Origin of the sequence: Clostridium sp. Cult2 (assembly GCF_021655075.1) — a bacterium.
Taxonomy (GTDB): domain Bacteria; phylum Bacillota; class Clostridia; order Tissierellales; family Tepidimicrobiaceae; genus Schnuerera.
On the sequence record NZ_PPXX01000002.1, the window covers coordinates 1 to 25,511 of the forward strand.

Here is a 25,511-nt window from a genome sequence, read left to right on the forward strand (position 1 = left end):
ATTACTACTACCTACTAAACCTACAAGTCTTGCAGATACTGTTGCAAAGAAGAATCCAAATACTGCGATTATCAATGCTCCAGGAATACCTACCGGTATGAAATCTGTAGCTCCTATAAATATTACTATAACTGCTACTCCTATTAGGGCTAATTTAATGGATATATCTTCATCTGTTCTTAAAGTTGAAGATGTACCTGCAGTACTCTTTAATCCTCCCATAGCTTCTTTGAAGGTTCTAACGATTAAAGGTAAGGATTTGACCAAGCTTAGGATACCACCAAAGGCAACTGCCCCTGCACCAATATACCTAATATAATTGTCCCAAATCTCCCAATAGCTTAATCCCATTAATGGGTCTGAGGCTGGATAGATTATATCTGGTATATATTGGCCTAGATGGGTTATAAGTGGTATAAGGACTAACCAACCTAGTACAGCTCCTGATAACATATAGGCAGATATTTGTGGACCTACTATAAATCCAACTCCTAATAGAGCTGGTAAAGTGTCCATACCTATGGCTGCACCTTTATATCCTGGTAAAGCCCATTCTATTTCTGAAGGGAACAATTTAATCCCGTCGGTAATAAATTTAAATGCTGAACCAATTCCAAGGCCTGTGAATACGGTTTTAGCCTTAACTCCACCAGTTTCTCCTGCTATTAATACTTCAGCACAGGCAGTTCCTTCTGGATAAGGAAGAACCCCATGTTCATTTACGATTAATGCTTTCCTAAGAGGAAGCATTAACAAGGCTCCTAGTATACCTCCTGCTAAGCCTATAATTACTATCCTTATTAAACTAGGCTCTGCCATACCAAGCTCTTGAGACCAGATGAATAAAGCTGGCAAAGTAAATATGGCTCCTGCTGCTAAGGATTCACCAGCTGAACCTATGGTTTGAACCATATTGTTTTCCAATATGGAGTCTCTTTTCATAATTCCACGGATAATACCCATTGAAATTACCGCTGCTGGTATTGATGCACTAATGGTCATACCAACTCTAAGGCCAATATAAGCATTAGCAGCACCGAACACTATAGCCATAATAATACCTATAATAATTGCTGTGGGAGTAAATTCTGGCATTACCTTATCGGCTGGAATATAGGGCTTAAATTCCTGTTTCATTTGTTTTTCCATTCTAGTACTCCTTTCTATTTAGTAAAAATTTTTATACTATTCCATTATAAATAATTTTCTCCTATAAGTCAACATATTCGTCAATTTTTGACAATAAAAGTATAATAAGTTCCTTTTCTGGTGCCTGGCACCAAAAAAGGAACTTATTTAGAATCCTTCTATTTACTTGGGGTATTATATCATCTTCCTATTTACCATCTCTGTAACGATAAAGCTAGCTACATCTTCAGCAAAGGTTCCTGTTCCAAAGCCTGCATCGTAGCCTAGTTCTTTGGCTAATTCGTGAGAAAGCCTTGGACCTCCGCAGGTTAGAATTACCTTATCCCTTATTCCTTCTGCTTCTAGTAGTTCTACCAGTTGAGTCATATTTGGAATATGGACATCCTTTTGGGTTACTACCTGGGATACTAATATGGCATCTGCATTTAATTCTATGGCTTTGGCTACTAATTCTTCGTTGGGAACTTGACTGCCTAGATTATAAGCTTCAATACCTTCATACCTTTCTAGTCCAAAATGGCCTGCATAGCCTTTCATATTCATAATGGCGTCTATTCCTACTGTATGGGCATCGGTACCCGTACAAGCTCCTACAACGACTATATTCCTTTTAATATTATCCTTTATATATTGCTCTACTTCCTCTTTACTCATTACATCCAAATCCACCTTTGGAACTTCTATTTTAGTAAAGTCTACTGTATGAATTGATTTTCCATATAGTATAAAATAGCTATATCCTACTAAATCCTTTGAATATACAACGGAAGGTTCTTCTAATCCCATCTTTTTAGCTAATTGGCGAGCTGCTTCCTTGCCTTCATCTCCATAGGGCACTGGTAAAGTGAAACTAAGTTGAACCATTCCATCGTTCAATGTATCCCCATAGGGTTTTACTCTTGTTAAGTCTAACATTATTTTCCACCTCCAACCATTAGTTGAATAAATGGATTAAAGTATCCCGAATCCTTTTTAGCTACTCCGTCTAATCCTTTGCCACCAGTTCTTTGTCTTTTAACTCCTCCAAATTTCCCCTGTTCTATAGTTGAGAATAGACTATTTTGGGCTATTTCATTCAACAATTCCTCAGCATCTTTTAAAACTTTAGCTGCTCTAGTTTGGATAATGCCTCCATGGACGAAACTAATCTCATTGCCTAAATCCTTAGCATTGTTGAAGATATACTTAGCATTTTCAATGGATAGATATCTGTCCTGGAGATGGGGAGTATGGATAGCTTCTGTTAACATTCCTAGTAATTGGATTCCTTGGTTGGTCATTATGGATACTAAATTGAATAGAGCATCTTGAATATGGCCTTTGAAAATATTCCCTGTCATATATTTGGTTGGGGGCATATATTTCAATGGTGCATTAAGGAATATTTCTCTGGCCATTTGAGCTTGCGCTAATTCATATAAGAACCCATTTTCCAATTCTGGGTCCATTTCAAAGGCATGGCCTAATCCCATTTGTTCTTCTGGGATACCAGCCTTTAATGCAAATTGTTCGTTTATAAATTGAGAGGCCAATACGGTATGGGCAGCTTCTACTGCATCATCTGTTGTAAGGTAGTTGTCTTCTCCCGTATTTATTATTATACCCGCATATCCATTGATTACTCTGGAGAAATATTGGTCTATTAAAGTTCTTTGCATATTTATATCCCTAAACAGTATTCCATAAAGGGCATCGTTTAACATCATATCCAACCTTTCCAAGGCACCCATAGCTGCTATTTCTGGCATACATAATCCAGAACAATAGTTACAAAGTCTAATATAGCGGCCTACCTCTTCTCCTACTTCATCTAAGGCCCTTCTCATTAGTTTAAAGTTTTCTTGAGTGGCATAAGTTCCACCAAATCCTTCAGTAGTAGGGCCATAGGGTACATAATCCAATAGACTTTGCCCTGTAGTTCTTATAACTGCAATTACATCTGCCCCTTGGCGAGCTGCTGATTTAGCTTGTTCTATGTCTTCATATATATTACCAGTAGCCACTATTACATATAGATAGGGCTTTTTCCCTTCTCCTAAGGTATTTATCAGTTCTTCCCTTTTATTTCTATTGGATTTGATTTTTTCTACTCTTTCCCTTGCTATTTCATATATGATATCCTTAATTTTTTCTTCATCAGCTGCTGGTAGGCGGGTAATATCCAATTCTCCCCTGGATATTTTTTCTGCTATTTGTTGAGGGCTATCTCCTGTTTGAATCATAGCATTGCCTAACCAATAGGCTATTCCTCTTTCTAGCCCACCACCTTCTTTAATATTGTCTATTAACACATTGGGTAGAGGTCTATCTATTTCATCCACTCCATCTACTCCCAATAATCTAGCAATGGTTCTTTCTGTGGAAGTAGTAGTATGTTCATCTATAAACTTTTGCACATCATCAGCTATTTGTTTTGCAGCATTTCTTGAACTGTCTATTAATTTTTGATCAAGATTTAATTTACTCAAATATTTCACTCCTTTCATTTCAGCTCTTTTTCTGCTTTTCCAATTATCCTTTCGTCTAGTCCCATTATCCGTGCAATATTTAAGGCATCTTTAGGGACTGGTTTGGTTTTATCTACTGTTCTTAGTCGATAATCCATGAATTTATTTATTAAGTCCATCTTTTCCTGTTGAAGATTCTTTAATTGGGATTTTAACTCCTCCAATTTCATATGGGATAATCCTATTACCTGTAAATGGACTACCTTATCTATATTCCCAATATTATCATAATGGGTTGTAAGTAAGGTTATGGAGTCTTTGTCCAATAGATATTCTACTACTGCCTTTGATATGGCATAGCCTTCTTCCGGGTTGGTACCACTGGCTAATTCGTCTATTAGTATCAATCCTTTATTATCTGCAATTTCTATGGCTTCTTGGATTAGTTTGATTTCCCCTCCAAAGGTACTTAAGCCTTTGTCCACAGATTGAAGGTCTCCTATAGAGGCTTTGATGAAATTATTTAATCCTAAAATCATCTCCTTAGCAGGAACCAGTAATCCATATTGGGCCATGGCTGTTAAGAGACCTACTAATTTTAAACTAACGGTCTTACCTCCCATATTAGCTCCTGTAATACAGGTAACCCCTTCCTTAAGTTCTAAGGTTATAGGAGTATATTCTAGCCCCATTTCCTTTAGGGTGTCTTCTACTTTTGGATGTCTTCCTCCTATTATGGTTATAGAATGGTCTTCAATAATATTTGGTTTAACTCCATTTATTTCTACTCCAAAACTGGCTTTTCCTAATATAAAATCCATCTTTCCAATGCTGGATATATTTTTATATAGAATTTTACTTTTTTTACCTATCTCCTTAGAAAGATTTTTCCTTATTCTCATTTCTTCTTTTTCTTCTTTATCCTTAAGGATTAAAACTTTTCTTTCCAATAGATTTATTGAATCCGTTGATTTTAAAGTATATTTAATATTCATATAGGTTTCAGATACATAGTTTAAATAGGGATAATTCTCCAGCTTTTCAATTAGTTCTGTTCTTTCTTTGGGTATGATTATGGACCCATCTGGATTTAAGTTTAGCCTTAATTCCTCTCGTACTTTTTCTTTTAAACTTTTTTTCTCTTTTTTAATTTTTCTTTCTATTTCCCTTTTATCTTCTCTAATGGACTTTAATTCTTTCGAATAGGCTTCATATATATAGAAGGTGGAAATACCCGTAGCTTCTGGGTCCAATAGTTTTTCTAAACTCTCTATAGGTTCTATTGTCGTATCTTCCCACAGGGGTGCCTGATTCGTAGTCAATAACTCTTTTAAATCTCTAATTAAAAAGAGGAAGTTCTTAATTTCGAACAGTTCTACTTCTGAAAGAATTCCTCCATCTCTACCTCTATCAATAGATGACCTTAAATCCTTTATATGGTGAAATATATTGTTTATCTCTCCTATGAACCTTTGATCCTTAACAAGAGCAATATAGTTTTCTACCTTTCCCAATTCTTCTATTAGTTCTTCTTCTTCTCCTCTTAGAAAAGGCCTCATCTTGTCCTTATAGATTTTGCCATAAGGGGTTTTAATATTTATCCTGTTTAAAATATATTGAAAATCTAAGGATTCTTTTGTAAAATCATCCATTAATTCCATCTCATTCACCCCCTAAGACTAAATCTACTACTGGAATATCCTTTATATAGTATTTCATCTTGTCTAATAATTCTCTAGCTTCAAAATAATATCCTTGAGGTGCATAAGGGTTCACGGTTATGGCCACTAGATTTATTGGATTCAATACCTTTACCTTAACCCCATACCTCATAAATTTTAACCAATCCTTTGGCGGTATAAATATTTTAGTTCCATCAGCTACTACTATATCCACTTTTTTATATCTATTTGTGGTTCTAATAATATCTTCTATGGTATTTTTTACCAAGGACCCGGGGATTAATATGTATTTAGAATTTTTCCCTATGTGATTTCCAATAATATGGCCACAATTTAAAGCAGTTTTTATCTCAATGGGATGGATGTTCAAATTCTCATCTATTGTGGCTATTCCTCCACTATTTAGAACCTTTTCCAATATTTCCTTTTCCATAGAATCTTCAATTTGGGGGAGATTGAAAAGGTTCACTATATGGATTGTTTCTTCCACAACCTTGTTTATATCCCTGCTTAAAACTGCTCCAGTAGATAAAATTGTAGCATCTGTTATAGAAGGGGCGGCAGAAGACCTTCGGTCTATGGCTCCATCTATAATGACCATTTCCGCCCCTAATTTTAACATTAGATTTGCTAAATCCTTTATTTCTGCTGCAGTTTGAGGTCCTGAAATTTGAATATATCCGCCATCCTTTACTCTACCTATTAATATTTCTCCTAAAGGGGTTCTATATTCTGTTATATTCATTATTTCTATTGTAGCATCTCCTAAAGACAATAATTCTGTAGTGGTGGCAATTATGGTGCCTTCTTCTGCATATATTTTAGGCTTTTCCGTTTCTGTAACTAAATCTAAAGCTTCTCCATCCCTTCCAGTAGAAATAATGCCTAATTTTATGTCTTGGTCTATGGATTCATGGATTAAATGGTTTAAGGCTACCGTCTTACCACTATTTTTAGCCATGCCCACTATGGATATTATTTTGTATTTGTTGTATATGTGTTTTAGTAACAATAGAAAACCCCCTTTATTCATCGGTTTTGGGACAGGGAGAACCGTCCCTACTGTCCCCGCTGTTTTCTTTCTAAATTACTTGGTGCCATGGATTTTACTTCTGGGCCTTGGAGTAGTTCTGCTACCCCTGTTGCATGGCCTTCCCTTTCTCCCTTACATATGGGACAATTACATGGTTCTTCAAGAATTTGTGGTTCCGTATAAGTGGTAATAACCCCCTCGTAATTTCTAAGGACTATTTTAGTTGGGGACTGGCTTATAACGTATTGAGGCATAACAGGAGTCTTGCCTCCACCTCCTGGTGCATCTACTACAAAGGTTGGAACTGCAAAACCAGAAGTATGGCCTCTTAGTGCTTCTATTATCTCGATACCCTTAGATACTTTTGTTCTAAAGTGTTCAATTCCCATGGACAAATCACATTGGTAAATATAGTAAGGTCTAATTCTCATCATTACCAATTTGTGAACTAATTCCTTCATTATATGAGGGCAGTCATTAACTCCTCTTAATAAAACTGATTGATTCCCCAATGGGATACCTGCATCTGCCATTTTATTGGCTGCTGCAATTGAGGTTTCTGTAATTTCTTTTGGATGATTAAAATGAGTATTTAACCAGATTGGATGATATTTTTTAAGCATATTGACTAGATTATCGGTGATTCTCATAGGCATAACTACAGGGGTTCTGGTACCAATTCGGATTATTTCCACATGGGGAATTGCCCTTAATTCTTTTATAATGTACTCTAATCTTTCGTCAGATACCAATAATGCATCTCCACCGGATAATAGAACATCTCTTACTTGGGGAGTATTTCTGATGTATTCAATACATTTATCGATTCTATCCTTAGGAGCCCCCGAGTCTTGTTGCCCTGCGAATCTTCTTCTAGTACAATGTCTACAATACATTGAACATTGGTCTGTTATTAGGAACAATACCCTATCAGGATACCTATGGGTAAGTCCTGGTACTGGAGAGTCTTCATCTTCTGCTAATGGGTCTTCCATATCTGCAATGCTTTCATGAGTTTCCATTATTGTTGGGACTGCCTGTTTTCGAATAGGACAATTTGGGTCATTTGGGTCCATCAGAGAAGCATAATATGGAGTAATTCCCATTCTAAACTTATTCAATACCTCTCCTATTTCCTTCTCCTCTTTTTCAGTAATATTGATTATCTTCTTTAGTACTTCTACCTCTGTAATTCTATTTCTAACCTGCCATCGCCAGTCATGCCACTCTTCCTCAGTCACATCTTTCCATAATTCAATATCCTTATAAGATCTCACAATGAAAACCTCCCTTTTTTTCAATGGACTAAGCGTACAACTCCTCAAAAATCTTTCTTAATTCTTTAGATTCTCTCATCAGTTCTAGGGATATAGCTGCGTGATCTTTGGTGTATCCGTTTCCTACTATCATGGTTATGTCTTTTCCTACCCCTTCAGCTCCTAAAGCTGCTTTTGTGAAGCTAGTTGCCATACTAAAGAAATATACAATACCTTTATCCTTTGTAAGCAGTATGCTAGACATTTCTGTATTTGGAATATTGACTGTATTTATAACTATATCTGCCATTTCTCCATTGGTTGCTTCACTAACCTTTTCCAATAATTCTACTGCGTTGGTAGCGTTTGCCTTTATGTAGACATCTGCCAAGTTTGCATTTTTTACTCTAGCTATAGTTTTATCTCTAGATCCTATACATATGACCTTTCCTGTTACTCCAGCCCTCTTCTTTGCTTCGTATAAGCAGAGCATACCAGATTTACCCGTTCCACCTATTACTACTACTGTGTCCCCTGGTTTAACCAATTTGGCTGTTTGAGCTGGTGCCCCTGCCACATCTAATACGGATAATGCTAAGTTTTCTGGTAGGTCATCAGGTAGTACTGCATATATGCCAGATTCAAATAATATAGCTTTCCCCTTAATATCTACCTGGTCTACTTCAGGTCTTATTTCTAAAAATTCATCTATTCTAAGTGGGGTTAAAGATAAGGATACTAAAGTGGCTATTTTATCTCCTACTTTTAATTCGGTTTTTCCTTCTAGTGCAGGACCAATCTTTTCCACAGTTCCGATTAACATACCACCAGAACCAGTTACGGGATTTTGGTGTTTGCCTCTTTCAGCAACTATGCCCTTCATAATCTTTTTTATTTCTTCCTGGTCTCCCTTAGCCTGCTCTTTGATTTGAGTAAAGCTAGCAGAATCTACATTTAAAGTTTGCACATCGATTAATATTTCATTATCATATATTTCCATATCATTGTCTATTTTTAGCGCTGGTTGTGGCAATACTCCCTTTGGTTCTATTACTCTATGAGTTCCATATGGACATCCTTTTCTCATACAAATCCCTCCTTAAAATTTTTATTACCATCTAATATATAATGCAATTTATATGCCAATTTTTTCAAGTATTAAAAGGGCTAGACACAAAGGTTATAGCCCATTAAGTGGATAAATCTAAAACTTATTTGCCCAAATTTAGGCAAATAAGTTCTCTTATTGGTGCCTGGCACCAAAAAGGGAACTTATTATTGTTATTTTAGATTATATTTGGATATTTTGTATTGGAGAGTTTGTCGAGGGATGTTTAGTAGTTCTGCAGTATAGCTAATATTGTATTCTGCTTCTTCTAAGGCATCTTGTATCAATTGTTTTTCCATTTCTTCTAGGGTGTCTTTTAATGATAAGCTTTCTTCTTTTTGTTTGATTTTTTTGAATTTTGTTGGTAAATGTTCTACGTCTATTATTTCTATGTCGTAAATACTCATAATCCCTTCAATTAAATTTTCCAACTCTCTAACATTCCCTTCCCAGGGATTGGATATGAGTATATCCATTACCTCTTTGGATACTCCCTTAACGGATTTATCCAATTTTTTATTTAATTTATCTATGAAGTACTGGGTTAGTATAGGGATATCGTCTTTTCTTTCCTTTAGAGGAGGGATGCTTAAGCTTATCACATTTAGTCTATAGTATAGGTCTTTTCTTAATAATTTGTGTTTTACCGCTTCTTCTGGCGGTATATTGGTGGCTGTAATTATCCTTACATCTACATTTATAGTATTAGTTTGGCCTACTGGTCTAAAGCTTCCATCTTGGAGGACTCTTAATAGTTTAGATTGTAATTCTAAAGGCATGGAGTTTATTTCATCTAGGAATAAAGTGCCTCCATGGGCTAATTCAAATAGGCCCTGTCTATCTTCTGCACCAGTGAAGCCTCCTTTTGCTGTTCCAAATAAAATTCCTTCTAAAAGGTTGGCTGGTAAGGCTGCACAGTTTTGAGTAATGAAGGGTTTGTTTTTCCTTTTGCTTGCATTATGTATGGCATGGACAAAAAGCTCCTTTCCTGTACCTGTATCTCCATATATTAAAACAGGTGCATAAGTGTCTGCCGCTTTTAGAGCCATCTGTTTAAGTTTTAGCATCTTCTTATTTTGTCCTATTATGTCTAGGAAGGTATATTTTGCTGTTTCTTCTTCTTTGATTTTTCTCCTTGTGTTATTGTATAGTTTGCTTTGAAGGTCTACAATCTTTTCAGACATCTTCCTTACTTGAGTTATATCTTTGGATATTTCCAAAGCTCCTAATATTTTACCATTGCTTTTAATGGGTATGGAAGAATTGACAGTGGTTATCTTTTCACCTTTATAGTTTATGAAGGTTTGCTCTTTTTTCAGTATAGGCTTTCCAGTTTTAATTACGGTTAAAAGAGTTGAGGTTTCATAGCTTAAAGATGGATATACTTCCAAAAGATGGCGTCCTACAGCTTTTTCCCTATCTATGCCATCTATCTTTTGGGCAAATAGGTTATAATAAGCTATTCTACCATTACTATCTATTATGTGAATACCTTCCTCCATATAGTCTAATATCTCCAGTATATTTTCCCTAAAAAATAAATCTTTCATAAGAACTCCTTTCCCGCTGAATTTTAGGCATCCAAGGCCAATTTATAGGCACTTTAGGTGCCTATAAATTCTCTATATTTACTTTTTGAACGGAGGCGATTTCCCTTCTCATTATATTTCCCCCAATTCTTTTAAACTTCTCTGGGTCATCACTTACATAGTAGTCACATTTACCTCCATCTAATCTATTGGACAATAATCCTTTCTCCTTTAGCATTATCTTTCCAGCTTTAGCTGTTTCATAGGCTGGGTTTACCATTTTCACCTTGTCTCCTAATACCTTAGTGATAGTATAACGAAGAGCTGGATAATGGGTACAACCCAATACTAAGGAATCTATATTATGTTCCTTTAATTCTAGAAGATATTTTTTTGCTGTAATAAAAGCTACATCTGTACTTTCCCAGCCCTCTTCTACTATTGGCACGAATAGAGGACAGGATATACCTATTATCTCTGCTGAAGGTAGTATCTTTCTTATTTTCCTTTGATAGGATTCACTGTTTATTGTCCCTTCTGTGCCTATTACTCCAATTACTGAATTCTTAGTGGCAGAAGCTGCAGCATTAGCTCCTGGTTCAATAACTCCTAATATGGGTATATCAAAAACCTTTTTGGCTTCTTCCATAGCTAAGGCAGAGGCTGTATTACAAGCTATTATTATAGCTTTAATGTCCTTGGTAAGTAAAAATCTTACGGATTGAAAAAAATATTTTATTACCGTTTCTTTGGATCTGGTTCCATAGGGAATTCTAGCTGTATCTCCAAAATATACTATATCTTCTCCTGGCAGTTGTTCCATTATTTCTTTTAATACTGTTAGACCACCAATTCCTGAATCAAATACTCCAATTGGCCTATTATCCATAAAAAAACCCCCCTTCTATTCTATTTTATTAATATTAGGGGGATTTTACAATCTTTTTTTAAAAAGTTAATGTACCATTTTCACTTTTAATTAATTGAAGTATCTGTTCTTCATTTCCAGTTTGGGCATTTATATAGACTATATATTCTCCTCCTCTATAATTGCCTTTGAACTCATAGCACAGTACTTCGTTCTTCCCTTTTGGTATTAATGCTAATCTGGAGGAGTTTACTTCAAAATCTCCTCTCACCTCTTCTCTTGCTTCTTCTAAGGTTATCTTTGGTTCTTCAAAATTTCTATCATTATGATTTAAATAATAGGTTGAAGCATCAAAACCTACTATTTCTCCATTGTCTAAGGCTATCTTTAGTTTTATTAAATCTGGATAGATGGTAATATCCTGTTCTTTATATACAAAGTTGAATAACACAGTTCCATCATATTTTAAATAATAATTAGGCTCCATACCTTCAAAACCTTTGCCTTTTAAATACTCAAGAGCCTTATTCTGGGCTTCTTTTATAGATAAACTTCCTTTAGTTACTGGCCTTGGATTGGCCATCCATAGTACATGCCCACCTTTTTTGGATACTCCCATATATACTGCTAATTCCTTAGAGGTATTTTTGGGATATAGATTAAACGTATAGGAGGGTATTCTTACTTCTGATGAATCCTTTCCTTCTTCATAAGACTTAATATCCTGAACCCTATTAGCACCGAAGAAATCTATGGCAATCTTTTCTGCCTCATTTTTAGATACATCCCTATTTTCCAACCCTAAGGGTTTCCTATTTATCATCTGATCAGCAAAGGGACCATCATAAATTAATTCAGGGGTTTTAGCCACGTTTTTCTCTATATTGGTTAAAGAAGTTTGAAATATCTTCTCATTCCCCTCTCGAACTTTTTTATTTTGTCTAGCATTAAGGGAACCGAATAAAAAGTTTTTATCTGCCAATTCAGATTGGAGCTTAGCCAATTCCTGGTTGAATGTGGCAGAATTCTGTTGAAGATTTGCTAAAGAAGCTTTTTGTTCATTAGTTATAGGTTGCCCTTGTAAATGGGTCTGTATTAAATAATAACTATAGTCAGCAACCTGGTTCAAAAATTTTTCAGTTTTAGCTGTCTCCGCATGGGTTATGGGCATTTGTCCTAGTTTATCTTGAGCAAAATAGGCTTCATTCATTATCTGGGACAATAATAATACGTTTTGATCCCTGGATTTAGATAACATAGCTTTAGACAGATTTACCTGAACATTTTCCACATGTTTCTTTACGTCAAAGAATAACCTTTGATAGTGATTTTCCAACGCCACACCTAGCTGGTTTTTGGTAGTATATTCATTATAACCCCAAACTAGTGCAATTATAAAAGCTAGACCTAATAAGCTTGGAGCTATCCACCATCTTCTTCTCTCCATTTTTTCACCTCCTATAGTCCAAACCAGTGTTTGCCAATTTTCAGTGTAACCTTCCTAGACCAAATCCATCTACTAGTAGCAGTGGCTGGGTTCCAATAATAAAGACAACCATAGGTCGGGTCCCAACCATTTAGAGCATCCCTTGCAGCTTTAATAGAATCCTTATTTGGAGTTAAATTAATCTGCCCATCAGCTACTGCAGTAAAGGCTAGAGGTTGATATACTACTCCTGCTACGGTATTGGGGAATTTGGGACTTCTAACCCTATTTAATACTACTGCTGCAACTGCCACCTTCCCTATATATGGTTCCCCTCTAGCTTCCCCATGGATTGTTCTAGCCAACAGATATTCATCTCCCCGTCTATTTATACCTTGAGCAGAAGCAGGAGCTGCACCTGTTAAGGTTAATCCTAAAGCTACTGCTGTTTGAGGTCCTACTACTCCATCTACTCTGAGGCCATTTTTAGCCTGAAACCTTCGTACTGCCCTATAGGTTTCTGCTCCATATATACCATCTACTTTCCCAATTAGATATTTCCATTTCACCAATTGCCATTGAACATTTTTTACATCCTGCCCTTGAGTCCCCCAATAGAGTATTCTAGGGGCAAAAAACATATTGTTTTTAGTTGTTGCTTCTTGAAAAAAACTGCCTGGTTCGTAAAACATGAGTATGGATAAGAATACTAACACTAGAATCATTGTTGTTATAGTAAATTTTCTCAAATAATTTACCTCCTTTCATATTTGCCAGGTTTATATATTTTTTGTAATAATATAAAATTTATGCAGCGAAAACAAAAAAGCCATTATTGGCTTCATTTACCAATAATGGCTTTTTTGTTTTTTAAAGATTAAATTTTTAATAGTTTTACCAATAAGCTATATATTACCTGAGCGGTTTTAACTAAACTATCAATTGAAACCCATTCGTCGGGAGAGTGATAGTTTTGTCCATAGGGACCAAATATGAATGTAGGAGCTCCAGTCCTAGTCCCTAGATAATTAAAATCTCCCATACTAGAAAAATAGGCTATGGTTCCATAGGTACCCGTTACTTCTTTGATGATTTCTTGAAGTAATTTTGTAAATTGGTTGTCCTCATCTACCGTATAGGGTTTAAACCCATCTATCCCTTTATGGGGTGCTTCTCTAAATTCTATTTCATATTTACTTTTAATATTAGCCCTTTTCGCTGCTTCATCCACTTCCTTAATTAAATAATCTTTATCTTCTCCTCTGACTACATGTCTAAATACCATAAAACTAGATTCCTCCGCCACACTACAAGCTGCTCCCCCACCCGAAGTTTCAATGACTACTAAAGAACCTTTGCCTAGTTGTGGATCCTCTTTTAATTCCAATTCATTTAATTGGCATATTAGTTTAGCCCCATCCCAAATAGCATCTATCCCTAATTCCGGAGAGGCAGCATGGCTAGCTTTACCATAAAGCTTTACATTATAATTGTAACCACCTCTAGCCCCTAAACATAGACAGGGGAATTCAATATCTGCAAATCCACTACTGGGTTCAGTTACTATTGAAAAGTCAATATCCTCTGTTATCCCATCTAAGATAGTAGCATCAGTGCCTAGTCCATAGGGACCTTCTTCATCGGAGACTAGAGTATAGATTATTTCGCCTTTAAAGTCCTTAACATTCCGCAAGAAAGCTTCTAAAGCAACCATTATTGCTGCTGAACCACCCTTCATGTCTAATGCCCCTAGCCCGTATATCCTGTCACCTTCTATAGTTGGTTTTAAAGGATCTTTAGTCCAACCTTGGCTAATACTAACCGTATCCAAATGTCCATTTAATAATATTTTCAATCCTCCTTCCTGACCTTTAATATTACCAACCACATTTGTTCCATGAAATTTTGTAACCTTATCTTCACTATACTTATGATACTTAACTGGAATGTTTCTTTCTTTTAGCCAATTGTAAGTGAATCTCATTATTTCATCTTCTTCAAAATAAGGACTGTAGATTTTAATTAAATCCGATAATAATTTTATGATGTTTTCCCGAACATTTTTCAAAATTATCCCCCCAGTAATAAGTTAGTACAAATTATATCACAAATATTTAGTATTTTCATAATATTTTAATTATTCTTGATATATTCTATAAGTAATGATATTATAAGAATAAGTATATTTCTATATATTTTATTGAAAATCAAAAACAATTTTTCAGCATATTTAAATAATAAATAAAAATAAACAAATAAGTATTAAAACAAATTTCAAAGTATTAAGTGGATATTCATGGCATTCAAATTTAAGAAGCCTAATATTCCAACTCGAAACAGGAAATGCAAACCATATTTGCTTTATCCTGTTTTTTGTTTATAAATCACTATTTAACTATTAAATATTCAGATAATATTTAATATTACAAATATTATAGTAGGAGGTGAATTCAAGGATTATTTTACTAAGTTTAATGCTTTAATTTTAAAAAAAGGAGGGTTCTTATGGAAGGTTTTGTAAATGCTATTATTAATTTTTCCAACTGGCTTTGGGGGATACCTATGTTGCTTATATTAGTTGGTGGGAGTCTTATTTTAACTATTAAACTAGGATTTTTTCAATTCAAATATTTTACCTTTGCAATGAGAGAAACTTTTGGAAAGATGTTCAAAAAACCCGAAGGAGAAGGTACTGTTACTCCTTTCCAAGCTGCAACAGCAGCTTTAGCTTCAACTATTGGGGCTTCTAATATAGTTGGAGTACCTGTAGCCATTGCCTTTGGTGGTCCAGGAGCTGTGTTCTGGATGTGGGTTGTAGCTTTAATTGCTAGTGCAGCTAAGTTTTCAGAAATAGTTTTAGGTATTAGATACAGGGAAAAGAATGAAGAAGGCGATTATGTAGGAGGCCCAATGTATTTCTTGAGTAAGGGTATTAAGTCTGGTTTAGGTAAAGCTTTGGGTATTATATTCTCTTTCTTCTTAATGATTGAATTAATTCCTTCTATTGCAACTCAAGCTGTTTCTGCAGTTCAAACAGCTAGTACTATTAATATCCCTAATTGGGTAACAGGTGGAATACTTGTGGTACTAGTTGGCTTAGTAGTATTTGGTGGTATAAAGAGGATTGCAACTGTTACTGAAAAATTAGTTCCATTTATGGCTTTGCTGTATATTATTGGTGGTCTAATAATTATTATTGCAAATATAACAGAATTACCGCGAGCTTTAGGACTTATATTCAAACATGCTTTTACTCCAATTGCTGCTACAGGTGGAATAGCTGGAGCAGGAATAGCTCAAGCTATTAGATGGGGTACTGCAAGAGGGGTTTATTCAAATGAAGCTGGTATGGGAACTGCACCTATAGCTCATGCAGCAGCAGTCACTGACCATCCTGTACGTCAAGCTATGTGGGGTATATTTGAAATAGTAATTGATACTCTAATAGTTTGTACTATAACTGCTTTAGTTGTATTAGTTTCTGGAGTATACAATATAGTTCCTATTGATCAAGCAGCAAGTATGCCAGCAGTAGCTTTTCAACAGTTATTGGGAGATAGTATAGGTGGAGGAATTGTAACCATTAGTATATTATTATTTGTATTATCTACAATTATAGTCATTACCTATTACGGGAAAACACAAGCAGAATTCTTATTTGGTAGTAAATTTTCAAATATAATGGTTGTTGTATATTTAATTTCTATAGTTTTAGGGGTTTATGGTGGAATTGAATTTCTATATAATTTCTTAGATATATTATTAGCTACAATAATAATTCCAAATATGATAGGATTATTAATGTTATCCAATGAAGTTAAAGATTTGAAAGAGGAATTTTTTAGGAATCCAGAGTATTATACTTCTGCAAAATAATAGGGACTTGAGAATTTGAGCTCAGCTTGGGAGGTAAAGATATGAACAAAAATTGGGGTAAAAAAATTGAAAACCTTACACTGGAATTAGCAGAAATTCGTGGTGTAGTAGGAACAAAAGAAGAAAATAATGTAGTAGAAAAAGTCTACGAAAAATTTAAAGAGATGGATTATTTTAAAAAACATCCTGAAAGGGTAAAGTATGTCCCAATAAAAGATGATTTTTTAGGAAGAAAATCTGTAATGGCTGTGGTAAAAGGCGAAAAGGGAAATAGTAAAAAATCTTTAGTATTAATAGGCCATACGGATACAGTAGGCGTTTCCGATTATGGAGTATTAAAAGATTATGCAACAAAACCTTTAGAATTAACAGAAAAGTTCAAGGAAGTATCCCTTCCGCCAGAGGCTTTAAAGGATTTAGAATCGGGAGAATATCTATTTGGCAGGGGAGTATTCGACATGAAATGCGGAGTAGCCACCTTGATGACTATAGTAGAGTCCATTTCAGATAATGTGGAAAACTTTGAAGGCAATATAGTTTTCGCTGCTGTATGTGATGAAGAAGGTAATTCAGGGGGTATGCTTTCAGTAGTTCCTGAGCTAATCAATCTTCAAGAAACCGAAGGTTTTGAATACTTGGCAGTCATCGATATGGATTATAGTGCTCCTAGATATGATGGTGATAATACAAGATATATATATGTAGGAACTGTAGGGAAATTAATGCCCAGTTTCTATATAGTTGGATCTGAGGCTCACGGTGGAGATCCATTTAAAGGACTAGACCCTAACCATATATCTTCGGCTATTGTGGAAGAAATTGATTTTAACACTAAATATTGTGATGAAGCAGAAGGAGAAGTTACTGTTCCCCCTATTTCATTAAGGCAACAGGATTTAAAACCTGAATATTCAGTTCAAACAGCCAAAACCAGTTACTTATACTTTAATTTTGGAACCCATAGTAGTACTCCAGATCAAATGATGGATAAGGTAATAGATGGAGCCACTCTTGCATTTCAAAAGGTTATAGATAGTCTAAATGTGGAATATAAAAAGTATTGTGAGTTCAATGGATTCCATTATGAAAAACTTCCTTGGAATTCAAGAGTTATTTCCTATGAAGAACTATATGAAAAGGTGAAGGAAGAAAAGGGCCAAGAAGTAGATAAAGTAATGGAAGAGCTAAATGAAAAACTACTAGTAGATAAGAATATAGACGAAAGAGTATTTGCATTAAAAATGGTGGAAGCCCTTCATAATATGTGGTCTGACAAAGATCCAGTGGTAGTAGTATATTTCTCACCACCTTATTATCCACATATATATGTCAAGGATGAAACCCCATTGGAGAAAAAGCTACTAAATGCAGTTAAGCAGGTTTTAGAAGAAATAGATTCTGATTATGATATCGAAATGAAAAAATTCTATCCTTATATTTCCGATTTAAGCTATGCAGCAGCTCCTAGGGAAGAAAATGCAATAGATTCTTTGAAGAACAATATGCCTGGATTTGGAACAAAGTATAGCTTACCTATTGAAGAAATGCAAAAATTAAATCTTCCTGTAGTAAACATTGGTCCCTTTGGAAAGGACGCTCATAAGTTTACAGAAAGATTAGAGAAGGATTATTCTTTTAATGTTGCACCAAAGCTAGTTTATCAAACTATAACAAATTTATTAAAATAATACGGGTAAAGAATAAAAGTTGCCACTGAGTAATTCCAGTGGCAACTTTTATTCTTTCTGTGCTAATAAATTTGCTAAATATGTTTTTGTTTTTTCTAATACTTCCTTTATCTTAGACTTTAATATTATAGGGGGTTCTTTATCTGCTAAGATAAGGTCTATTTCTTCTTCTGAAAGTACTTCTTTTAATTCTTCTTCCACTTTGATCCCATTGCTGTGGCTAATATCTACAAAGCATAATGGAGGAAACATTACACACCACCAATTCTTGCCTTTACCTTCTCCTAAAACTACTTCCAATGTTTCATATTCTCCTGCTGGAAATATGATATTTCCATATTTCCTTGTAGGGAAACTTTTTATCCCTAAGGATACTTCTACGGGAAAATCCTTCCCTTCCCTTTCTATTACTTCTTCAGCCATAGATTTAATGCTATTTAAATTATCTTCAACTAATATTCTCGTTTCATCTAAAGATTTACTATTTTCAAATTGATTTCTTGTTTCCCTTAATATTGCATCTCTTATCTTTAATTTTAAAGCCTGATCTTCCTGTTTATCGCTATTAGCTTTAATATGAAAACGGATTATTTCATCTTTAAACCCATCTACAGAAGCTTCTCTACCAATAATATAGGGATGAATAATATATGCAATAGAAATAATTAATAATGCCAAACTAAGGATTGTCTTTTTATATTTCATTTTAATTCCTCCTAAGTTCTTTTTTACTTCTAGTTTTAATTATTTCCTATATCTGTTTTTTTATACCAATATTATTTTATCAGTCCTGTTCTTCTAATTTTTACATCTAACATAATGTTTATTTCTACATCTGGAAATATTTCATCCCAATTGTCTTTTATTTTTTTCCATTCCTTAGGTTCAAATTTGCTTAAATGTTCTCCAATCCCTATTATATCTGCCCTATATGTTTCTTGGAGTTTTTTTATGGTTCTTTCGGTTTCCCTTTTAATATCCCTTTTGATAGCCTCTTCCATCTCCTTTAAAACTTGATTATCAAAGGCAGTTTTGTTCTCAGCTATAATATATCCTTGTAAATATCCTTCAATTTTTATTGAAAAATCTGCTTTTATCCCTTCATCTATTTTTACCTTTTTACTGGATTTGGCATTGGTAACCGTATAGGATATTAAATCCCCTTTATATACAACATCTATGGTTTCATTTTTAATTTTATTATTTAATAGGCTAATTGCTCTATTCTCCTTTTCATCCACCCAAGCCAAATGCTTGTAATCTTTCATAATACATCCCCCTGATATTACATATCTATTTTCTTTCATAGTAATTCTAGGAATAAGGGTTACTCTAGAATAATCAAAATCAGAAATCAATCCCGTTAAAGTTTGAGCTGTAAATCTACTAGAAGATTTATTATCCTTTACTGTTGTATATATAACTCCATCTACTGTTTGTTTCCTAGTCACATTTGCATCTAAAATGTCTTTTGCCATTCCTTCTGCTGCTAGAATCTGTAGCTTTTTATTAATCTTTGTATCCCTATTTAACTCATCTATGACTTCACGAATCAAATTTTCCTCATCTAATAGCTTTTGTCCTAATATTAGAACCTTTACATGTTTATAGTAGAAGGGAAAAGCCTCCCGGGTGCTAAACTCCCTTGCAGCTTGAAATATACTGCTGCAAGGGGTAGAAATTACAAAGGATTTGTTCTCTTCCGTGGCGTTTTTCCCTATGGCATTTATATTTGGATATTGGTAGGTGATTATATATCTGTTCATTCCTCCTTTTTCATTTAAATCAACACCTAAGTCGGATACAAATGTTCTTTGTTCTATTTCCACCTTGTCCCAACAGCTGGATATAAATATTAAGGAAATTATACTCAGGATTAAAATTTTATTCTTCATATTTTATTTTTCCCCCTCTTAATATAGGAAAGTATAAATATAATAGTCGGTATAACCATTATTGAAGCTAAAGCAAAATAATTTAAAATTCTACCCATAACCTTATTTACCTCTATTAAGTTATCAGGTAATAAGGATATAGAATATATGATAGGGACTAAAGGGGGTACAAAAAATTTATTGTCCCTTACATTGAAAACACTTCCTAGGATAACTCCAGAGGCATATAGAAAAGGGCCCATGGTGCCATATACTACCATAACCCAAGCGGCCATAACAATGCCATCTAAATTTTCTAAAAAATAACCTGGTAAATCTATTTCCTTTATAACTGCAATTGAAGGCCATATCTCCCTTTGCAACTGATGGATTCCATATTGGGATAAAGTTATGAAAAATACTATCAAATATACTCCAATGACGATAAACATCCCCTTTGTGCAATATTTCAGTGAGTCTTTGTTATTCTCCGAGAAGGGAAGGGCTAAAAGCAATATTTCATATCCAGCATAGGAAAATATTACAGCCATAATTCCTCTGGGAATTGCCTTATAGTCCACATCCAATAAAGGATATATATTAGTATAGTCAGCATTAGGTAAATTAACTATTACTAAAAAAATTATAAACCCTAGTATAATAGGGTATATCATAACAGCTACCCTAGCTACAACTTCTAATTTAGACCTAGCCACATAGGTTATAGCAATTAACATTGTTAAAATAATAATCTCCGTAGGGGTAGTCTCAAGTAAATAAGCCTTTATTACCTCTGCAAAAATTCTACAGGCATAGGACAGTAATAGTAGAGAGTAGGATAACATGATTATTAGAAATATATTGAATATTATTGGATTCATAACTTTTCTACCGATTTGAAAAAAAGACATTCCTGGATATATCCTAAATAATCTATTAATTATAATTACAAAGGGTAGAATGATTAACCCCCCTAGTATTATAGCTATCCAGCCGCTAGTATTGAGTATCATGGCCAAATCGCTAGGTAGGGACAATATACCTACTCCAATGACGGTGGTAATCAGTAATGCCTTTATCTGTTGATTAGATATAGTCTTTTTATTTTGCATATTTTCACCTTTTTCCCATTCTTCTTCTGTCTTTCGGAAATGTAAATATGGGTCTAAACTGAAACTTTTGTATGGGAGCCTTTACCAAAGTATCCTTCAAATCTCCTTCTTTTATACCTAGTCCAGAGTAGGGAGAAGAAAAGGGAATCCCAAAGCTTTCTAATCTTGCAAAATGAGTTGTTAGCACTACTATTCCTAACATAATGCCATATAACCCTAATATACCTGCTAAAGCCATAAATATAAATCTACAAAATCTAAATCCAGAAGCCCATTCATAGCTAGGAAGGGAAAAGGAGGATATTGTAGTAATAGCTACTATGATAATCATTAGTGGACTAACAATCCCCGCTTCTACTGCTGCCTGACCAATTATAAGGCCTCCTACTATTCCAATGGTAGTTCCTATAGGCCCTGCTATCCTAGTTCCCGACTCCCTTAATAATTCAATAGTTAACTCCATTAAATAAGCTTCTATCACTGCTGGAAAAGGTACATTAACTCTACTAGCCCCTAAATAATAGGTTAATATAGTAGGTATCAATCCAGGATGAAAAGATGTTATTGCTATATATAAAGCAGGTGCTAATAGGGATAAAAAAGCAGCTATTAGTCTTACCAATCTAATGACCGTAGTAATAGTCCATCGACTGTAGTAGTCCTCTGCTGATTGAGATAAGGTGCCAATAGTAGCAGGAACTACTAATGCAAAAGGAGTATTATCCACTAAAATGCCAATCCTTCCTTCATATAAAGAAGCAGCTAAAGTATCTGGCCTTTCCGTATTTTCTATTTGAGGAAAAGGGGATAGATAATTGTCTTCTATCAGAAATTCCAACATAGAACTATCCAATATTCCATCTATGTCAATTTCATCTATTCTCCTATTTACCTCCTTTAATATCTCTTCACTAGCGATGTCTTCAATATACATTATTGCAATATCTGTTTTAGATCTTCTTCCTACTTTAGTATTTTTAATTTTTAACTTAGGATCTTTTATACGTCTTCGAACCAAAGTTGTATTTATCTTTAATGTCTCGCTAAATCCATCTCTAGGACCTCTTACTACGGTTTCCGTTTCAGGTTCACCTACTCCCCTTGTAGGCCAGCCCCTTGAAGAAAGTATTAAAGCTTTATTTGCCTTGTGGACAAAAAAAGCTGTTTCCCCAGATAATATAGCATCTACTATTTTATCTAAATCATCTTCTTCCCTTACTTCTGGGATAGCAATGGATTCCTTGGCTAATTTGTCTAATTCATTTGATTTGAATATGAACTCAGAATTACAATCCTCATTTCCAGTCATTAAAAATTGGATGGCATATTCACTTATAGAAACCTTATCTATAAGTCCATCGGAAAAAACCAAACAAGCTTCCCTTTCCATATCCTTTCCTATATCGATGAATCTATAGCTAATGTCGCCACAATCCTTTAATATAATCTTTAACTTATCAATGTTCTTATTTAAATCCCTAGAAATTATTTCTCCCATTTTTACCTCCTAGGCAATTCTTAAAAAAATAAATAAAATTATTCCAAGAACTATATAGGAATAAGAGATAATCTGTACTATTCTATATTCTTTAGTAAAACCTCTGTTTTTATAATTAGGTCCATCTATAAATAGTAAGAACAATGCTACTAGTATAATCATAACTATGGTTAAATTATCGAATATATCTTTTAGAAGGCCAACAATTTTATACAAAAAACCCACCTCCTGCTAATATATATAATTAACAGAAAGTGGGTTAATTATTCACCATTTGAGACCCTTATATTTAAAGGGTCCTCGTTATATATACCTTATCAATTTTCTTTTCTAATTCATGTTTACACCTAATTAATTTTTCTTCATCGTCAAACAATCCAAATACGGTAGGACCACTACCGCTCATTATACTGCCTAAGGCTCCCCAATTAATCATTTCCCTTTTTAGTTTCCCTACTATAGGGTATTTTTCTATAACTACCCCTTCCATAATATTTGCCATGTTTTCTGCCAGTTTAGGTAGGTTGTCTTCTTCCATATGTTTGACTATTCCTTCTATATCAATTCTAGTATTAACACTATTTAGATTTAATCTATTATATACATGGGCTGTAGATATAGGTATTCCTACATTGGCTAAAAGAATCATCTTATTGGAGAAGCTTTTTAGTCTAGTTAGCTTTTCTCCAACACCTTTTCCCCATGCAGTCCCACCCATTATACAAAAGGGGATATCAGCTCCAATTTCCAAGCCTATTTCCATCAGTTCCTTTTCTGATAGGTTTAATTCCCACAACTGGTTTAACCCTTTAAGTACTGTTGCACCATTAGAACTACCTCCAGCTAATCCTGCTGCTACGGGAATTTTTTTGTCTATAATTATATGAACCCCTTTGTTTATACCAGTTCTTTCTATTATCTTCTCCCAAGCCCTATAAGCTAAATTAGTACTATCTAAAGGAACATCTTTATCATTACACTCAATTTCAATCCCTTTTTCCCTATTCCTTAAAATAATATTGTCTCCCAGGTCTATTTGTTGCATTAAAGTGTTTATTTCGTGATATCCGTCATCTCTTTTATATAGTACATCTAAGGCTAAGTTTATTTTGCCAAAGGATTTTAAGGCTATTTCATTCATATATATTCTCCTTTTAGTAAACTGACGGATACATTATATCATAAAACCATGTTTTCTACTAGAATTCCACATCAACTTTCTTTTCGATGATGATTTTTTCTCCTGGCATTAAATTTGATGGTGAAATAATATTGTTTGATTCTATTATCTCATCAACAGTAGTATTATAACGTTTAGCTATGTCCCAGAGGATGTCATCTCTTTGAACCATGTAAATGATTATGCTAGGCCTATTCTTCTTGTCTATTAAAACTTCTGTTTCTTCTATTTCACTTACTATATTAATCTTTCTCTCTCTATTGATAAATATATGATTTTTTAGGGTTCCATTTATGGAAAGGGTATCACCCCTAAGATTATAATTTAAATCTTCTAAATTGGTTTCCGTATTGATAATAATATCTTTGTTTAACCCTTCAGTTGTAATATAGGATTTAAAGGGCACCTCTTCTTTTAGAGTCATTATTTCATCCTTTATATCATCCAAATAATAGATATTTAATGTAAGTATGCCTTCTACCATTATCTTATCTTCTACATATTGATTATCGATTATAACAGGATTGGCTTCTATGGTATATATTTCTTTAAATCCTTTGCCTGTCAAATCCTTTGAAATGTTTTCCCTATCGATAATATCCTTAATATTTTCTATTACCCTTATTTCTTCAGTTTCTAGATTAATCTTTCTGTTAGTAGAATAAGCATCGATTATTACTTCTTTTTCTTTTTGGTTATATATTTTAGAGCCAATCTTAACTTTTATCTCCAAATCTACAATTTTTAAATCCCCTTGAAGATTCTCCCTTATTTCATATTCGCCACTTACCACTTCCATATTTAACTGACATTTGGAATCATATTCTAGGTTGGTTAATTCTATGAAATGGGTAAAGGGAATTTCCTTTTTTATAGAGTTAAGTTTGTTCCCTCCAAAATAGATTATGGAGGCTTCAACTATACCAGATAATATTATTCTGTCAGCAGAAATACTGTATTCTTTCTCATAAGGATGTAAGTCTACTTTGAGGATTTCTTCTATAGTAGGCTGATTTTCTCCTATCTCAAAGGCTTCCTGTATTAAAGCGTAGGATTCTTCTCTTCCTAATACATCGTTGTATTTAACTTTTTCTTTTAACACTTGAAGGCTTTCATCTTTTGTAACCCCTTGTATTATCTCAACCAAATTGGTTTCCTCAACCTTTCCCATCAATTTAATAAACGCCTTTAGAGAAATCTTTCTTTCATCTTCTTGTTCATACTCTATATATTCTAGGCTTGATTTTACTTCTCCTGCCATTACTTCTGTTACTCCACCAATCTCTATTTCTTCCCTAAAATCCCTATTGGTTTCTACGGTGTATATATTTAATTCTTCTTCATTGGATTTATAGATTACCTTAAATTTTATTAAGCCGTTTACCAATATTTTATCCGTAATAATCTTTGTGCTTAAAATTTCAATTTTCCCATCAGCCCAAAGAATATTTCCTACCTCAGCCTTCGTTTGGTCTAAGTATATTTCCGTTTCAACTAAAGATTCAATCTCTTCATAACCTTTCTGTTCTTCCACCTTTAGGATGTCCTTGATTATTTCCATGTTCCAACCTCCTCTATTTATCTACTTTATATATCCTATGAAAAAGTATATGTGTTAATGTCCAAAAAAATGAATAAAATTTTAAAGCAAATTTTTAAAAAAATATTGACACTGGACATTATTATTAGTACTATAATAGTACTAAAATTGTTTATCTATTCTAAACTAAAAGTTTATTGTTAGTAAATATTATTTTTTTATCTTTAAGTTTAGTAATACTAAAC

General features: G+C 34.0%; 21 protein-coding genes. 2 read left to right on the top strand and 19 right to left on the bottom strand.

What is annotated here, in order from left to right:
- The 12 genes from C3E90_RS00120 to C3E90_RS00175 all read right to left on the bottom strand — a co-directional run.
- Positions 1-1,149, bottom strand: a 1,149-nt coding sequence (locus tag C3E90_RS00120) for an OPT family oligopeptide transporter (protein WP_236913514.1), incomplete at its 3' end; no start/stop codon positions are given.
- 174 nt (positions 1,150-1,323) lie between these two features.
- A complete protein-coding gene (locus tag C3E90_RS00125) occupies positions 1,324-2,064 on the bottom strand; it encodes an OAM dimerization domain-containing protein (RefSeq protein WP_236913515.1) in 741 nt (246 codons plus the stop codon).
- Complete coding sequence (locus C3E90_RS00130; RefSeq protein ID WP_236913516.1) at positions 2,064-3,635, bottom strand: lysine 5,6-aminomutase subunit alpha; 1,572 nt, start codon at positions 3,633-3,635, stop codon at positions 2,064-2,066. Before C3E90_RS00130 ends, C3E90_RS00125 begins: the two co-directional genes overlap by 1 nt.
- Complete coding sequence (locus C3E90_RS00135) at positions 3,632-5,257, bottom strand: MutS-related protein (RefSeq protein ID WP_236913517.1); 1,626 nt, start codon at positions 5,255-5,257, stop codon at positions 3,632-3,634. Before C3E90_RS00135 ends, C3E90_RS00130 begins: the two co-directional genes overlap by 4 nt.
- Position 5,258: 1 nt before the next feature.
- The gene (locus tag C3E90_RS00140; protein ID WP_236913518.1) at positions 5,259-6,290 is read right to left on the bottom strand and encodes a hypothetical protein; all 1,032 of its coding nucleotides are present in this window, start codon (positions 6,288-6,290) and stop codon (positions 5,259-5,261) included.
- A 47-nt stretch (positions 6,291-6,337) separates the two neighbouring features.
- Positions 6,338-7,588 carry a lysine 2,3-aminomutase gene (gene ablA, locus C3E90_RS00145; protein WP_236913519.1) on the bottom strand — a complete coding sequence of 417 codons (1,251 nt, stop codon included), beginning with the start codon at positions 7,586-7,588 and terminating at the stop codon, positions 6,338-6,340.
- Positions 7,589-7,616: 28 nt separating this feature from the next.
- A complete protein-coding gene (locus C3E90_RS00150; protein ID WP_236913520.1) occupies positions 7,617-8,654 on the bottom strand; it encodes an L-erythro-3,5-diaminohexanoate dehydrogenase in 1,038 nt (345 codons plus the stop codon).
- 194 nt (positions 8,655-8,848) lie between these two features.
- Positions 8,849-10,225: a sigma-54 interaction domain-containing protein gene (locus C3E90_RS00155; RefSeq protein ID WP_236913521.1), complete on the bottom strand. Its 1,377-nt coding sequence runs from the start codon at positions 10,223-10,225 to the stop codon at positions 8,849-8,851.
- A 61-nt stretch (positions 10,226-10,286) separates the two neighbouring features.
- Positions 10,287-11,093 (bottom strand): glutamate racemase, encoded by an 807-nt coding sequence (murI, locus tag C3E90_RS00160; RefSeq protein WP_236913522.1) that lies wholly within the window; start codon positions 11,091-11,093, stop codon positions 10,287-10,289.
- A gap of 58 nt (positions 11,094-11,151) precedes the next feature.
- Positions 11,152-12,519 (bottom strand): germination protein YpeB, encoded by a 1,368-nt coding sequence (gene ypeB, locus C3E90_RS00165; protein WP_236913523.1) that lies wholly within the window; start codon positions 12,517-12,519, stop codon positions 11,152-11,154.
- A gap of 11 nt (positions 12,520-12,530) precedes the next feature.
- Positions 12,531-13,223 (bottom strand): spore cortex-lytic enzyme, encoded by a 693-nt coding sequence (gene sleB, locus C3E90_RS00170; RefSeq protein ID WP_442870546.1) that lies wholly within the window; start codon positions 13,221-13,223, stop codon positions 12,531-12,533.
- A 152-nt stretch (positions 13,224-13,375) separates the two neighbouring features.
- Positions 13,376-14,566: a M20 family metallopeptidase gene (locus C3E90_RS00175; protein WP_236913525.1), complete on the bottom strand. Its 1,191-nt coding sequence runs from the start codon at positions 14,564-14,566 to the stop codon at positions 13,376-13,378.
- 437 nt (positions 14,567-15,003) lie between these two features.
- Here C3E90_RS00175 and C3E90_RS00180 point away from each other — a divergent pair, with 437 nt between their 5' ends.
- Together C3E90_RS00180 and C3E90_RS00185 are read left to right on the top strand one after the other, a co-directional pair.
- Positions 15,004-16,374: an alanine/glycine:cation symporter family protein gene (locus tag C3E90_RS00180; protein WP_236913526.1), complete on the top strand. Its 1,371-nt coding sequence runs from the start codon at positions 15,004-15,006 to the stop codon at positions 16,372-16,374.
- A gap of 41 nt (positions 16,375-16,415) precedes the next feature.
- Positions 16,416-18,062, top strand: a complete 1,647-nt coding sequence (locus tag C3E90_RS00185; protein ID WP_236913527.1) for a M20/M25/M40 family metallo-hydrolase — start codon at positions 16,416-16,418, stop codon at positions 18,060-18,062.
- A 48-nt stretch (positions 18,063-18,110) separates the two neighbouring features.
- Here C3E90_RS00185 and spoIIR read toward each other — a convergent pair whose 3' ends face one another.
- From spoIIR to C3E90_RS00220, 7 genes are all read right to left on the bottom strand, one after another.
- Entirely contained in the window at positions 18,111-18,767 is a 657-nt protein-coding gene (gene spoIIR / locus C3E90_RS00190; RefSeq protein ID WP_236913528.1) for a stage II sporulation protein R, read from the bottom strand.
- A 71-nt stretch (positions 18,768-18,838) separates the two neighbouring features.
- A complete protein-coding gene (locus tag C3E90_RS00195) occupies positions 18,839-19,957 on the bottom strand; it encodes a Ger(x)C family spore germination protein (RefSeq protein WP_236913529.1) in 1,119 nt (372 codons plus the stop codon).
- Complete coding sequence (locus tag C3E90_RS00200) at positions 19,954-21,048, bottom strand: GerAB/ArcD/ProY family transporter (protein ID WP_236913530.1); 1,095 nt, start codon at positions 21,046-21,048, stop codon at positions 19,954-19,956. Before C3E90_RS00200 ends, C3E90_RS00195 begins: the two co-directional genes overlap by 4 nt.
- 4 nt (positions 21,049-21,052) lie before the next feature.
- Entirely contained in the window at positions 21,053-22,546 is a 1,494-nt protein-coding gene (locus tag C3E90_RS00205) for a spore germination protein (RefSeq protein WP_236913531.1), read from the bottom strand.
- Between the two features lie 9 nt (positions 22,547-22,555).
- Complete coding sequence (locus C3E90_RS00210; protein ID WP_236913532.1) at positions 22,556-22,762, bottom strand: CLC_0170 family protein; 207 nt, start codon at positions 22,760-22,762, stop codon at positions 22,556-22,558.
- 73 nt (positions 22,763-22,835) lie between these two features.
- Positions 22,836-23,687, bottom strand: coding sequence for a 4-(cytidine 5'-diphospho)-2-C-methyl-D-erythritol kinase (gene ispE, locus C3E90_RS00215; protein ID WP_236913533.1), 852 nt, complete (start codon positions 23,685-23,687; stop codon positions 22,836-22,838).
- Positions 23,688-23,745: 58 nt separating this feature from the next.
- Entirely contained in the window at positions 23,746-25,287 is a 1,542-nt protein-coding gene (locus tag C3E90_RS00220) for a DUF3794 and LysM peptidoglycan-binding domain-containing protein (RefSeq protein WP_236913534.1), read from the bottom strand.
- Positions 25,288-25,511: the final 224 nt, after the last annotated feature.

Coding starts and splice junctions, on each gene's coding strand:
- murI (WP_236913522.1), bottom strand. CDS start 11,093: ATGGATAATAGGCCAATTGGAGTATTTGATTCAGGAATTGGTGGTCTA.
- C3E90_RS00155 (WP_236913521.1), bottom strand. CDS start 10,225: ATGAAAGATTTATTTTTTAGGGAAAATATACTGGAGATATTAGACTAT.
- C3E90_RS00205 (WP_236913531.1), bottom strand. CDS start 22,546: ATGGGAGAAATAATTTCTAGGGATTTAAATAAGAACATTGATAAGTTA.
- C3E90_RS00130 (WP_236913516.1), bottom strand. CDS start 3,635: ATGAAAGGAGTGAAATATTTGAGTAAATTAAATCTTGATCAAAAATTA.
- C3E90_RS00135 (WP_236913517.1), bottom strand. CDS start 5,257: ATGGAATTAATGGATGATTTTACAAAAGAATCCTTAGATTTTCAATAT.
- C3E90_RS00220 (WP_236913534.1), bottom strand. CDS start 25,287: ATGGAAATAATCAAGGACATCCTAAAGGTGGAAGAACAGAAAGGTTAT.
- C3E90_RS00195 (WP_236913529.1), bottom strand. CDS start 19,957: ATGAAGAATAAAATTTTAATCCTGAGTATAATTTCCTTAATATTTATA.
- C3E90_RS00180 (WP_236913526.1), top strand. CDS start 15,004: ATGGAAGGTTTTGTAAATGCTATTATTAATTTTTCCAACTGGCTTTGG.
- spoIIR (WP_236913528.1), bottom strand. CDS start 18,767: ATGAAATATAAAAAGACAATCCTTAGTTTGGCATTATTAATTATTTCT.
- C3E90_RS00185 (WP_236913527.1), top strand. CDS start 16,416: ATGAACAAAAATTGGGGTAAAAAAATTGAAAACCTTACACTGGAATTA.
- sleB (WP_442870546.1), bottom strand. CDS start 13,223: ATGATTCTAGTGTTAGTATTCTTATCCATACTCATGTTTTACGAACCA.
- ispE (WP_236913533.1), bottom strand. CDS start 23,687: ATGAATGAAATAGCCTTAAAATCCTTTGGCAAAATAAACTTAGCCTTA.
- ypeB (WP_236913523.1), bottom strand. CDS start 12,519: ATGGAGAGAAGAAGATGGTGGATAGCTCCAAGCTTATTAGGTCTAGCT.
- C3E90_RS00150 (WP_236913520.1), bottom strand. CDS start 8,654: ATGAGAAAAGGATGTCCATATGGAACTCATAGAGTAATAGAACCAAAG.
- C3E90_RS00125 (WP_236913515.1), bottom strand. CDS start 2,064: ATGTTAGACTTAACAAGAGTAAAACCCTATGGGGATACATTGAACGAT.
- C3E90_RS00200 (WP_236913530.1), bottom strand. CDS start 21,048: ATGCAAAATAAAAAGACTATATCTAATCAACAGATAAAGGCATTACTG.